This is a genomic window from Aerococcus sp. HMSC062A02, assembly GCF_001809535.1.
Taxonomy (GTDB): Bacteria; Bacillota; Bacilli; order Lactobacillales; family Aerococcaceae; genus Aerococcus.
The window spans coordinates 26,076-39,348 of the sequence record NZ_KV797946.1; the positions used below are offsets into that span (position 1 = coordinate 26,076).

The window sequence follows — 13,273 nt, forward strand, 5'->3', positions numbered from 1 at the left end:
GAATCAGATTTGTCTATTTACTTAGATTATGCTGCCACCACTCCCGTCCATCCGGATGTGGTGGCCTGCATGACAGATGCCTTTTTGAATGATTTTGGCAACCCTTCAAGCACTTATCAATTAGGTCGAGACGTCCGCCATAAGATTGAGTCCTGCCGGCGCACGATTGCGGAGACCTTGAATGCCAAGGCGGAGGATATTATCTTTACTTCAAGCGGAACGGAAGCGAATACGACGGCCCTTCTAGAGACTGCTGAGCGCTTGCAGTCGAAGGGGCGCCACATTATTTCAAGCCAGGTGGAGCATTCAAGCGTCTACCAATGCATGCACCGCCTGGAAGAACAAGGTTTTGACGTGACTTATCTAGACCTAGACCCAGATGGGCATATTTCGCTAGATGACTTCCAAGCGGCCTTGCATGAAGATACCATTATTGTATCGATCATGCATGGGAATAATGAATTGGGCAGTCTCCAACCGATTGAGGAGGTCGGGAAGATTTGCCAGGAGCGAGGGATCTTTTTCCACACCGATACGGTACAAACTTACATGAAGGTACCGATTGATGTGGAAGCCCTCCACATTGATGCCTTGGCTCTTTCAGCGCATAAGATCCATGGGCCTAAGGGAATCGGTTTTCTCTACTACCGAGACAGTAAGCAGAACTTCAAGTCTTACCTGCCCGGGGGTGGCCAGGAACACGGCAAGCGAGCCTCTACCGAAAGTTATCCGCTCATTGCTGGCTTGACCAAGGCGGTTGACTTGGCCAAGGATAATCTGGCTGAGCGGATGGAAAAATTGCGCTCTCTACGCCAATATTTCCTCGATGGAGCTGAAGCGCGGGGGCTCAATTTCCAAATTAACGGGCCTAAACAAGCCGAACTGGCGAATATCTTAAATATTTATTGGCCGGGACACCCGAGTGACCAAACCCTGATCAAGTGTGACCTCCAAGATGTTTACTTATCAGCTGGCTCTGCTTGTAGTGCGGGATCTTTAGAGCCTAGCCGCGTCTTGGTCAATTTGTATGGGGAAGAAGATGACCGCATTCGTCAAAGCTTGCGCCTATCTTTTGATCCGCATACCAGTCAGGCTGAGCTTGACCAAGTGCTTGATTTATTAGCTAGTTTTGATTCATAAGGAGGATTCTATGGCTTATCCAAAAACCGCAAAGTTACCAGGGGGAGCTAAAGTTTACCAGCTCCACCCTGACTGTAAAAAATATAGCTTGCGTGACTATCATTTTGCTGAAACAAAATCAGGCAATTTCCAATATGACCAGGAAGTGAAGCCTGATTTCGCCAGTGCCCGTAGCGTGCGCTTGAAGATCACTGTGGACAAAGAGCTAACGGGGCTTAAAATGAATGTGACCAATCAAAAAGGCTTAAAAACGGTCAATGTCTTTAAGTCAGATGGTATGGCAGACTTTGTTGAGGCCTTGGACTTTATCTTAGCCGACATGGAAAAATACCAAATCATCCAAGTAGTCTCTGATTAAGCGAGCCTTGGCTGAAGCGGCTGTACGGCTTTATTATGAAACAAAGAAAAATAGAGAGCCTGGAATAAAAATTCCAGCCTCTCTATTTTTTGCTTAGTGCTCAGAGGTCCTGGTGAAAGGGCCAGCTGTTTCTAGAGTTAACTTTTTTGTTTTAATTGAGGATTTCTTTGGCGCAAGCTTGGATAAAGTCTTCAAGGCTTTGGCCTTCGATGAGGGCTTGGTCCATGGTCGCCCAATCAATGCCGAGCTTGAAGAAGTTGATGGTTAAAACGTTCTCTTCAATCACATGGCTGATATCATAGGCTCCAACGAAATTGATAATGAGTTTATGGAAACGCGTCTCGTCATTAAAGTCATCCTTTAATTGATCCACATTTAATTGTTTAACAATAGGGAGCATCATTTCAACGTTACCCGGATCATCGGCGTTAAAGAAGTTAAAGTCATAAAATTCCTTAGCTTTCGGACTGGCTTCTGCTAGAGGTTCCTTGTTAACGATAGCAGAAAGAACCATCCGGGCAGTTTCTTGGCTGAAGTCTTCCGTATAAATGGCTTCCATCGCGGGATTCGATACAATATCTGAGATGTAGGAATCGCTGACCTTGTTTCCAGCCGCTACGGTTTGCCATAGAAATTGGAGTAATTCAATTACTTCGTTATTAATTTTAATGCTTTCTAACATATAAATGTCATGCCTTCTTTCTATTATCGCGCAGTTTAAACCCTAGGAGAGTTATAACATGAAAGCCCTTATTTGTCCATTTTTTTGTTATGGGAGTGTGATAAAAGTCGCTTAGGACTGAATCAGCTAAGGTATACTATATCTGTAAGTCGCTATGCGTCGAACAGCTATAGCAAGTGTCCGTGAACTATTGAAACAGATTTTTGCTAAAAAGTTTCGATATTTTTAAAAGAGGGAGGATTTTTTGTCATGGTCTCTCACTTGAAATTTCCCTGGGGAGGCCGTAAAATAGGGAGATGTTAACACAACACAAATGCGACCTTCAATCGTAAATTTATAAAGAAAGATGGTGATGTTGTGTCAGAAGAAAAGAAAGAACGTGTCATTGTCGGCATGTCTGGAGGGGTAGATTCTAGCGTTTCCGCGCTCTTATTGAAAGATGCGGGCTATGAAGTCATTGGCCTCTTCATGAAGAATTGGGATGAAAAGGATAAGAATGGTGTCTGTACGGCGACTGAAGACTACCAAGATGTAGCTAAGGTTGCTGAACAGATTGGCATTCCTTATTATTCCGTCAATTTTGAGAAAGAGTACTGGGACCGGGTTTTTACTTATTTCTTAGATGAATATAAGAAGGACCGGACACCCAATCCGGACGTGATGTGCAATAAAGAAATTAAATTTAAGGCCTTCTTAGCCTATGCTGAAGAGTTGGGAGCGGACTATATCGCTATGGGCCACTATGCCCAAGTCCGCCGTGATGAGGATGGTCGTGTCCACCTCCTGAGAGGCCAGGATAACAATAAGGACCAAACCTATTTCTTGAACCAATTGTCTCAAAAGCAGTTGCAGAAAGCTCTCTTCCCCATCGGCCACTTGGAGAAATCGGAAGTCCGTCAAATCGCTGAAGAAAATGACCTAGCTACTGCCCATAAGAAAGATTCCACAGGCGTTTGCTTTATTGGGGAGCGGAATTTCAAGGGCTTTCTCTCCAATTACTTGCCAGCTAAACCTGGCAAGATGCTGACCCTGGATGGCCAGCTAATGGGCGAACATGCCGGGCTTATGTACTATACCATTGGCCAACGTAAGGGCCTAGGCATTGGTGGGACTAGCAAGGGCAATGAGCCTTGGTTTGTTATTGGTAAGAACCAAGCTAAGAATGAACTCTATGTAGGCCAAGGCTTCCACCATCCCATGCTCTATGCGGATTGGCTAGCAGCCAGCGACCTTTCCTTTACCCAGGATGATTGGTCAGAGAAGGATTTTGAATGTACAGCCAAGACCCGCTACCGGCAAAAGGACCTGCCTGTCCGTGTCCAAATTCAAGACGATGGAACAGCCAAGGTGACCTTCAAAGAAGCTGCCCGGTCGATTACACCAGGCCAAGCTATTGTCTTTTACCACGGGGAAGAATGCTTGGGTGGGGGTACTATCGATGCTGCCTACCAAGGCGACAAGCAACTGCAGTATCAGTAAATAATAGCATGAGCTCCAGACAGAGATCTGGGGCTTTTTTCTTTGGGAGGGCCTTGTGCTATAATAGGTGGAGTGTTAAAGTTTGAAGGCGCTGCTGATGTCTAAGAGCGGAGCGCATAGGAATCGCAATGAAAGGAGGAGAGAGATGAGTCAGACGGAGGATTTAGATTATATAATTGGGGAAATCCAGGCGGTTTTCTTTGAGAATCCGACTAATTATTACAAGGTGATGCAAATTTCTGTGGAAGAAACTAATACTATGTACTCGGAGAAAAAAATTGTCGTGACTGGGAATTTTGTCTCGGTTCAAGAAGGGACGGCCTATCAATTTAATGGTCACTTGGTTGAACATGCCAAGTATGGCCTTCAGTTTCAAGTCCAATCTGTTGAACCGGTTAAAATCACCAGTAAGAATGGACTAGTCCGTTATTTTTCTTCTTCGCAGTTTCCAGGCATTGGGAAGACCTTGGCCAGCCGGATTGTCGAAGTCCTCGGTAGCCAGGCCATCGATGTGATATTAACTGAGCCTGAACGATTGAAGGAAGTCAAAGGGCTTTCCAAGAAATTGCGGACCATGCTGGTGGAGTTGATTCAAGAAGACCAAGGCAGTCAGCGGGTGATAATGCAGCTCTCCGAATGGGGCTTTTCGTCTAGCCTGGCTGCTCGGATCTATGAGAAATACCGGGACCAAGCCGTGGAAGTGATCGAGGAGAACCCCTATCAATTGGTGCGTGAGATTGAGGGCTTCGGTTTCAAGCGGGCGGACCAGCTAGCGGCTAAGATGGACTTGGCCTATGATAGTCCCAAGCGTTTGGCTGGGGCCTTAAATTATTGCCTCTATGAAATCTGCTACCGGTCCGGCAATACTTATGTGGAAGCGGACCAGCTGGTACAAGTGGCGACAGACCAGGTCAATCTGGGCCTCTACCAGGACCGGGTGCCCGCTCAAGCTGTCCAAGATACTTTAGACCAAATGCTGGAAGAAGGCCTCCTTATCTGCCCTGAAGGTTCGACCCGGGTGGCCCTGCCCCATCTCTTCTTACAAGAGGAGACTATTGCTCGCCGCCTGACGGATATGATTGCCTCTCCGCTCGGTCAGGATTTAGACCATGAAGCCATTGACCGGGCTATTGATCAGGTGGAGATTGAGTGGAATCTCAAATATGGTCATGCCCAAAAACAAGCCATTAAAGAAGCTCTCCAATCCAAATTCTATGTCCTAACTGGTGGGCCTGGGACGGGGAAGACGACGGTCCTTAAGGGGATTGTTGCTGTCTATGCCCAGCTTAAAAACCTGTCCTTGGCGGAGGAAGACTATCTGGAGGATAGCTTCCCTATAGCCTTAGCCGCGCCAACAGGACGGGCGGCTAAGCGGATGTCTGAAGTGATTGGTCTACCCGCCTCGACTCTCCACCGCCTGCTCGGCCTGACCAAGGATGAATCCGATGAAGGGGTCGAGGGAATCGGGCAGATGTTAGAAGCCGACCTCTTGATTGTCGATGAACTGTCCATGGTAGATACCTGGCTAGCCTACCAGCTCCTTGAGAGCATCCCGCCTTATATGCAGGTCATCTTTGTCGGGGACGAGGACCAGTTGCCGTCAGTTGGCCCTGGCCAGGTGCTGGCTGACATCTTGAGGGCCCAGGTCGCACCAGCCCGGGAGTTGGATGAAATTTTTAGGCAGAGTGATGACTCCTCGATTACCGAATTGGCCCACCAGATCAAGCAGGGCCTGCTCTCGCCAGACCTGACTCGCCAACACGCTGATCGGTCCTTTATCAAGGCCCAGAGCGCGCAAATTGCGGAAATCGTTGCCCAGATCGCCGAACGTGCCGTGGCCAAGGACTATCTTTTGTGCGATGTCCAAGTTCTCGCTCCCATGTATAAGGGTGAGGCAGGAATCGACCACATCAATGAGGTCCTCCAAGAGCGCTTAAATCCCAATCCCGATAACCAGCGGCGGGAAGTGGTCTACTTTGAGAAGATATTTCGGGTAGGGGATAAGGTGCTCCAGCTGCAAAACCAGGCTGAAAAGAATGTCTTTAATGGGGATATGGGGGAAATTGTGGCCATCTTCTTCGCCAAAGAAACCGCATCAAAGTCAGATGAAATCGTGGTAGCCTTCGATGAGGTCGAGGTGACCTATACGCGAACCGACTGGAAGCAGTTGACTCTGGCTTACTGTACCTCTATCCATAAGGCCCAGGGCTCGGAATTCCCTATTGTCATCCTGCCCTTAGTCCACCAGCACCAACGTATGCTCAAGCGCAACCTGGTCTATACAGCTATTACCCGGGCTAAGCAGTCTCTGATTATGTGCGGGGAAGAGGCGGCCTTTGCCCATGCTATCCAGCACCAGGGCGCTAGCCGGCAGACCCAGCTCTATGATTTCCTATTGATTCGTGCCGGTAAAGAGTCTCCGGCGAATCAGAAGGAAGCAATAGCTTCTGAACTAAAACAGCCCCCTAAAGAAGCAGCCTTAAAAGCCGAGACTCCCGATCTTGACCAGGGCCCTAAGCGACTGACCCCAGACCTGGTAGCTAGCCAGGCCATTGACCCGATGATTGGGATGGATGGGTTAAGTCCCTATGATTTCTAGAAGAATGGGCCCGCGACTTGACAGCATGGCCTAAGACGCATTATAATCAGTATGATTTGAAATCTAGAGAAGAATTTATCCATGAGACTACTAGCGAGAACGGATAGTGCAAGCGTTCACTCCTCAATGGACGCTCTCTTCTTAAAATCGCAGATGAAAATTTGCCGCGCTCGCGTTAACAAGCTAATGAAGTGGTAATATCAAAGACGGTGATATTACAATAAAGGTGGTACCGCGTTTCAAGCGCCCTTTATTGTAATAGCGCCGTTATTTTTTTAGGAGGATATGATGAAACAATTAACTAGTGCAGACATTCGGCAATTATTCTTAGATTTCTGGGAAAGCAAGTCCCACGATATCTATCCCAGCGCTTCGCTGGTTCCCCAAGATGATCCGACCCTCTTATGGATCAACTCAGGGGTAGCTGCCCTGAAACATTATTTGGATGGGTCAGAAAAACCTAAAAACCCTAAAATTGCCAATGCCCAAAAATGTATCCGGACCAATGACATTGAGAATGTCGGGGTAACTGCCCGCCACCAAACTTTCTTTGAAATGTTAGGGAACTGGTCCATTGGCGACTATTTCAAGGAAGAAATGCTGCCTTGGGCCTGGGAATTCCTTACTGATGAGAAGTGGTTGGGCTTAGACAAAGACCGCCTCTACATGACCTATCATCCAGACGATGAAGAGAGTTTAAATATCTGGCGTGAAACCACCCAACTGAGTGAAGACCACTTTGTTCCCGTAGAAGATAACTTCTGGGACTTGGGCGCAGGCCCCTGTGGACCCGATACGGAAATCTTTTTTGACCGGGGCCAAGCTTTCCAAGATTTAGCCGATGATGATCCAGAAATGTATCCAGGTGGGGAGAATGAACGCTATCTTGAAATTTGGAATGTGGTCTTCTCCCAATTCAACCACATGCCTGACGGAAGTTACCAACCCCTCGAACAGAAGAATATTGATACCGGCATGGGGCTTGAGCGGATCACCAGCGTCATCCAAAATACGGAAACTAACTTTGAAACCGACCTCTTCGTTCCGATTATTAAGGCCATTGAACCGCTGACTGACGGCCACCATTACGGGGAAAATCCAGAAATTAATACGGCTTTTAAAGTGATCGCTGACCATGTCCGGGCGGTAAGCTTTGCCATCGGTGACGGGGCCTTACCTTCTAATGAAGGTCGGGGCTATATCCTCCGCCGTTTAATCCGCCGCAGCGTGATGTACGCTAAACAACTTGGGATCAAGGAAGCCTTCTTGGCCCAATTGGTTCCCGTTGTAGCTGAAGTGATGGGAAGCCACTATCCAAATATTGGCCAACAGGCAGACTTCATCGAAACTATCATTAGTCAGGAAGAAAAACGTTTCCAAGAAACCATTGAAGAAGGTCAAGCTATTCTCGATGACATGGTTCAGGCCCTCAAAGAAAATAATCAAACGGTCCTTTCCGGCCAAGATGCCTTTAAGCTCTATGATACTTACGGCTATCCGCTGGAACTGACCGAAGAGCTCTTGGAAAAAGAAGGCCTCGGCATTGATGAGCAAGGTTTCAATGACGAAATGCAAGCCCAACGTGAACGCGCTCGGGCTGCCCGCAAACAAATGGGGGGCTTGGCTGTCCAATCGACCGTCCTTTCTGAGCTCGACGTGCCGAGTCAATTTACTGGCTACCAAGAAACAGAAAGCCTGGGTCAGATTAATGCCTTGGTTTATGAAGACCAATTAGTGGACCATGTTCCCGCTGATAGCGTCGCTTACTTAGTCGCTGACAAGACGCCTTTCTACGGCGAACGGGGGGGCCAGGTCGGGGATACTGGCGCCATTTACAGTCCAGCGGGTGAATTATTGGCCTATGTCACTGATGTCCAACACGCCCCTAATGACCAGAACCTGCATGAAATTGAAACCATTCAGTCCTTGGACCTCAACCAAGAGGTGCGCTTAGTGGTGGACAAGGAGCGTCGCAGCTTGATCCGCAAGAACCATACAGCTACTCACTTGCTCCACCAAGCCTTGAAGGATGTCTTAGGTGACCAGGTTAACCAAGCGGGCTCTCTCTTAGACGACCGCTACCTCCGCTTTGACTTTACTTACTTTGGTCATATCGAAGCGGACCAACTTCAAGCTATTGAAGATGAGGTTAACCAAAAAATTTATGATTCGATTCCTGTGAAGACGGTGATTACAGATGCTGATACAGCTAAGGCAGAAGGAGCAATGGCCCTCTTTACCGACAAGTATGACAAGTTGGATGAAGTCCGCATGGTCAAGGTAGCGGATTGGTCGATTGAACTCTGCGGGGGGACCCATGTGAAGAATACTGCTGAGATTGGCCTCTTCAAGATTACCAGCGAAACAGGTGTCGGCTCAGGAGTGCGCCGGATTGAAGCTCTAACCTCTAAGGCTGCTGTCCAATACTTCCAGGGCTTAGAAGACTTATTGGAAGATATTCGCGTGGAAAGCAAGGCCAAGGAAAGAGATGGCATCTTAAATCGGATCAAACAATTAGAAAGCCAAAACAAAGAAATGAGCCAGGAAATTGAATCCCTCCATGCCAAGGCCAATGCCCAAGCAGCTAAGGATATCTTCCAAGATGTAGAAGAAGTAGCTGGTATCCGTCTGATCGCCCAAGAATTACCTAACCGCAACATGGACGACCTGCGGAAGATTTCTGACGAATGGAAGCAAAGAACAGACTCCGACCTTCTCGTTCTCGCTACTTCAAACAAGGGCAAGGCTAATCTCTTAGTCGCTGTTAAAGCGGACTTGGTCGACAAGGGTCTCAAAGCAGGCGATATTATTAAGCAAATTGCGCCTAAGATTAACGGAGGCGGTGGCGGCCGTCCAGACATGGCCCAAGCCGGCGGTAAGAACCCAGCGGGGATTCCTGATGCCCTAGCTGAGGTGAAGAAGGTGTTAACCCAAGTTTAAGTTTTGATTACATAGGGGCTAGCTTCTTGTACTTCTGTCAGATTTTGGTTAAAATGATGTTAAAAGATTTGGAGGTGCGATAAGGTATGAGTGTCAAAGATGAAACAGTTCTTTTCAAGTTTGATGAGAATAAAGAAAAAAATGTTCGTGAAACACTGGATATCGTATATGATGCACTTGTAGAAAAAGGCTATGATCCAAGTAGTCAGATTGTAGGCTATCTCTTGTCTGGAGACCCAGCTTACATTCCTCGGCATAACCAGGCCCGCAACCTAATTCGTTATCATGAACGTGACGAGATTATTGAAGAATTAATTCGCAGTTATATGGAAAAGAGTGGGCGCGAGGTCTAATGAAGAGGTATTTAGGATTAGATGTTGGTTCAAGAACTGTGGGGGTCGCTGTTAGCGACCCCCTTGGACTGACTGCCCAAGGTTTAGAGATCATCCAGATTAACGAAGACCAAGAGGAATTTGGCTTAGACCGTTTGGGCGAGTTGATTGACAGCTACCAGGCGACCAAGGTCGTGATTGGTCTACCCAAAAATATGAATAATTCAGAAGGCCCCCGTGCGGAAGCTTCACGCGCTTATGGCGATAGGGTGAAGCAACACTTTGACCTAGAAGTTGTTTATTTAGACGAGCGTTTGACGACCATGCAGGCTGAACGGATGTTAATTGAAGCAGGGGATGTGAGCCGTAAGAAGCGTAAGCAGGTGATCGATAAGCTTGCTGCGGTTCTTATCTTACAGACCTACTTAGACCAAGAAAGAGCGTGAGAAATTATGGCCAGTGAAGAAAATAAAGAATTAATTACCATTTATGATGAAGAGGGCAATGAGAGCCTCTATGAAATTCTATTTACCTTCGAATCAGATGATTTTGGTAAATCCTATGTCCTGCTCTATCCAGCAGGTTTAGGGGACAGCGATGATATTGAAATTCAAGCTTTCTCTTACCAAGAGAGTGACGATGAATTGAATGGCAGTCTCTATCCTATCGAAAGCGATGAAGAGTGGAACATGGTAGAGGAAGTTTTAAATACCTTTATATCTGATGAATTGTAATTGACTGCAAGGCTCCTGGACCCCGCTAAGGATTCTGGCAAATAGGGGCAGGTTAACGGATGCAGTTGAAGAAGAGGCTGAGAGATGGCAGCGTCAAGCCAGCCTCTTTTTTTATCATGTGGCAGGCGAGAGTCTGCCCAATAATTTGCCTTGTGGATTGACACACTGACACGAATCGACTAGAGAACAGAGAATAGGAGCGTTCACATGAGAAAAAGAACAAGAAGGCAGCCTAGACAAACAGCCGAACAGGAACACTTAGAAGGCCAAGGGCCCAAGCGGAAGTCGGTGACCAACCGTTTAATCACTTCTTTATTTGTGACCCTGATTGTTATCGTCTTGGCTTTTGCAGCTTATATTGGGGTTATGGCATCAACTGGGGGCCTTAAGCCTTCCAAGGATATTGTCATCGAAGTTCCCCAGGGCGCGACCCAAGCCAGTGTGGCCCAGGAATTAGAGGATAAGCAGGTCATTTTTAATGATGATATTTTCCGCCTCTATCTGCGTTTCAACCCAATTGAAAACCTCCAAGCGGGAACTTATAAAATGCAAACCCATTCTAGCTTCTCCCAAGCAGCTAAAAACTTAGCTGAAGGGGCTAAGGAAATGGAAGCAGGAATCGCTATTCCAGAAGGGACGGATATTGAGTCGATGGCGACCATTATCGAGCAGAATACGCCTTTCTCAGCCCAAGACTTCATGGCCCTTGTGACCAGTCCAGATTATTTCCAAAAGCTCCTGGCCACTTATCCGGAGCTTCTGGCTGATGTGAGCCAAAATAACGATGTCCGTTATAAATTAGAAGGCTATCTCTTCCCGGCAACCTACCAGTTGCGGGAGGGCCAAGACCTCGAAGCTTTTGTGACCCAGATGGTGGATGAAACGAATAAGTTCTACCAAAATAACAAGGCCGCCTTCCAGGCTTCTGACCTATCCGTGAACGAAATCTTCACCCTAGCTTCTCTAGTAGAGGCTGAGGCGTCGACTACGGAGGACCGGGCCATGATCGCAGGGGTCTTCTATAACCGTCTAGCCGACAAGATGCCTATCCAATCGGACATCTCAGTCAATTACGCCTTGGGTGAACACAAGTCTTACGTGACCATCAAGGACACCCAGGTGGATTCCCCTTACAATCTCTACAAGAATCCAGGCTTAGGACCAGGCCCTTATAATAATCCAGGGGCGGAGTCGCTCCAGGCAGTCCTCAATCCCAAAGAAAATGACTACTATTATTTTGTGGCCGACCTGTCAACAGGGGAAGTTTATTATTCCAAGACCTATGAAGACCATCTCAAGCTAGTTGATGAACACGTCAGCGAAGAGGACGCTAAGCTAGCTCAACCTAAGGCCAGTCAATCAACTGGCCAAAGTCAATCACCAGCAACAAGTTCAAGTAATTAAGAGGAGACAACATGACAGAACAAATCGTTATCGGCGTGACCGGGGGAACCGGGAGTGGGAAGACAACCATTACTCAGCGGATTATGGAAGAATTTAAGGATGTATCCATTGTTTACATCCCCCAAGACGCCTATTACAAAGACCAGACCCATCTGACCATGGAAGAGCGTCAGAAGACCAATTATGATCATCCCCTGGCTTTCGATATGGAACTTTTGAAGGAACATATTAGCCAATTGAGCCAGGGCCAAGCTATCGACATGCCAGTCTATGATTTTGCTGAACACAATCGGAGCCAGGAGACGGTCCATGTTGAGCCTAAGAAGATTATTATCCTAGAAGGGATCCTCTCACTCTATGATCCAGAATTAAGAGATCTCATGACGATTAAGGTATTTGTTGATACTGATGCGGATATTCGGATCATCCGTCGCATCAAGCGTGATATGGCCGAACGGGGCCGGTCCCTAGATTCCGTCATTGACCAATACATGTCTGTCGTTAAACCCATGCACGAAGAATTTATCGAGCCCACGAAACGTTTTGCCGACCTGATTATTCCAGAAGGTGGCTCGAACTACGTGGCCATTGACTTATTACAAACTAAGATAAAAGATATCTTAAAATAAGCCATTCTTATATTGCAATAGGGCCATGAAAGTGGTACCCTATTGCTATTGATTTTTAATTTATTTATGAAGGAGTAAGATTCATGGTAGAAGAAAGCTATCCAATGACAATCGAAGGCAAACAGCGCCTTGAAGCTGAATTAGAAGATTTAAAAGTAAATAAACGTCCTGAAGTCGTAAGCCGGATTAAGATCGCACGTTCATATGGGGACCTCTCAGAAAATTCTGAATATGAGGCAGCCAAAGACGAACAAGCCTTCGTGGAAGGGCAGATCGCCAAATTGGAAAAAATGATCCGCTATGCTGAAATCATTAACCCTGACGAACTAGACAGCGACGAAGTTTCAATCGGTCGTAAGGTAACCTTCGTGGAATTGCCAGACGGCGACGAAGAAGCCTATACCATCGTAGGTAAGGCCGAAGCAGACCCACTCTCAGGCAAAATTTCCAACGAATCTCCAATCGCCCAAGCCCTCATCGGCAAAAAAGTCGGCGACCAAGTCAGCTTCGAAACCCCAGGCGGCGAACTTGCCCTAAAAATCACCGCAGTAGAAAACGCTGAGTAAAAAAGGGTGTGAGAGGATGCGGGAGAAAGGAACCTCTGGAGTAAAATGCTAGAGAAGGCTGCAAGCCTTCGATAGCATTTTGCGAAGAGGAGTCCTTTCTGCAGCCTCGAACCCAACTAAAGGGTGTGAGACTTGGCGATCAGGCTCGGATGATTGGAGCAAGTTAGAATAAGAGCGAAGCAGTCGCTCGTTTCTAACTTGTGAAATCACTCCGAGACTGCCAAGCCGAACCCGACTAAAGGGTGTGAGGGCGTGCGGTCAGAAGTGGACCTCTGGAGCAAAAGACTGGAGAAGGCTGGAGGCCTTCGGGAGGATTTTGTGAAGAGGAGCCAGTTCTGCGCGACCGAACCCGACTAAAGGGTGAGAGGGCGTGCGATCAGAAGTGGACCTCTGGAGCAAAAGACTGGAGA

Annotated in this window: 12 protein-coding genes; 11 read left to right on the forward strand and 1 reads right to left on the reverse strand. The window is 47.3% G+C overall.

Annotated elements, in window-relative coordinates:
- The first annotated feature begins 9 nt into the window (after window positions 1-9).
- Window positions 10-1,140 (forward strand): cysteine desulfurase family protein, encoded by a 1,131-nt coding sequence (locus HMPREF2626_RS08855; RefSeq protein ID WP_083294422.1) that lies wholly within the window; start codon window positions 10-12, stop codon window positions 1,138-1,140.
- Between the two features lie 10 nt (window positions 1,141-1,150).
- Window positions 1,151-1,498 carry a hypothetical protein gene (locus tag HMPREF2626_RS08860; protein ID WP_070620243.1) on the forward strand — a complete coding sequence of 116 codons (348 nt, stop codon included), beginning with the start codon at window positions 1,151-1,153 and terminating at the stop codon, window positions 1,496-1,498.
- Between the two features lie 151 nt (window positions 1,499-1,649).
- On the opposite strand, the gene HMPREF2626_RS08865 is transcribed toward HMPREF2626_RS08860, so the two are convergent.
- A complete protein-coding gene (locus tag HMPREF2626_RS08865; RefSeq protein ID WP_070620246.1) occupies window positions 1,650-2,180 on the reverse strand; it encodes a TDE2712 family protein in 531 nt (176 codons plus the stop codon).
- Window positions 2,181-2,537: 357 nt separating this feature from the next.
- On the opposite strand from HMPREF2626_RS08865, the gene mnmA reads away from it, so the two are divergent.
- From mnmA to greA, 9 genes are all read left to right on the forward strand, one after another.
- Window positions 2,538-3,659, forward strand: coding sequence for a tRNA 2-thiouridine(34) synthase MnmA (gene mnmA / locus HMPREF2626_RS08870; RefSeq protein WP_070620249.1), 1,122 nt, complete (start codon window positions 2,538-2,540; stop codon window positions 3,657-3,659).
- A 145-nt stretch (window positions 3,660-3,804) separates the two neighbouring features.
- Entirely contained in the window at window positions 3,805-6,258 is a 2,454-nt protein-coding gene (locus HMPREF2626_RS08875; protein WP_070620253.1) for an SF1B family DNA helicase RecD2, read from the forward strand.
- A 288-nt stretch (window positions 6,259-6,546) separates the two neighbouring features.
- Window positions 6,547-9,198, forward strand: a complete 2,652-nt coding sequence (alaS, locus tag HMPREF2626_RS08880; RefSeq protein WP_070620257.1) for an alanine--tRNA ligase — start codon at window positions 6,547-6,549, stop codon at window positions 9,196-9,198.
- Between the two features lie 86 nt (window positions 9,199-9,284).
- Window positions 9,285-9,551: an IreB family regulatory phosphoprotein gene (locus HMPREF2626_RS08885; RefSeq protein WP_067971750.1), complete on the forward strand. Its 267-nt coding sequence runs from the start codon at window positions 9,285-9,287 to the stop codon at window positions 9,549-9,551.
- Complete coding sequence (ruvX, locus tag HMPREF2626_RS08890; protein ID WP_070620264.1) at window positions 9,551-9,976, forward strand: Holliday junction resolvase RuvX; 426 nt, start codon at window positions 9,551-9,553, stop codon at window positions 9,974-9,976. Before HMPREF2626_RS08885 ends, ruvX begins: the two co-directional genes overlap by 1 nt.
- A gap of 6 nt (window positions 9,977-9,982) precedes the next feature.
- A complete protein-coding gene (locus HMPREF2626_RS08895; RefSeq protein ID WP_067971742.1) occupies window positions 9,983-10,264 on the forward strand; it encodes a DUF1292 domain-containing protein in 282 nt (93 codons plus the stop codon).
- Window positions 10,265-10,471: 207 nt separating this feature from the next.
- Window positions 10,472-11,668 carry an endolytic transglycosylase MltG gene (gene mltG, locus HMPREF2626_RS08900; RefSeq protein ID WP_083294423.1) on the forward strand — a complete coding sequence of 399 codons (1,197 nt, stop codon included), beginning with the start codon at window positions 10,472-10,474 and terminating at the stop codon, window positions 11,666-11,668.
- 11 nt (window positions 11,669-11,679) lie between these two features.
- Window positions 11,680-12,297 (forward strand): uridine kinase, encoded by a 618-nt coding sequence (udk, locus tag HMPREF2626_RS08905; protein ID WP_067971733.1) that lies wholly within the window; start codon window positions 11,680-11,682, stop codon window positions 12,295-12,297.
- Between the two features lie 83 nt (window positions 12,298-12,380).
- On the forward strand, window positions 12,381-12,863 hold the full coding sequence (gene greA / locus HMPREF2626_RS08910) for a transcription elongation factor GreA (RefSeq protein WP_070620265.1): 483 nt from the start codon (window positions 12,381-12,383) through the stop codon (window positions 12,861-12,863).
- The last annotated feature ends 410 nt before the right edge of the window (window positions 12,864-13,273 follow it).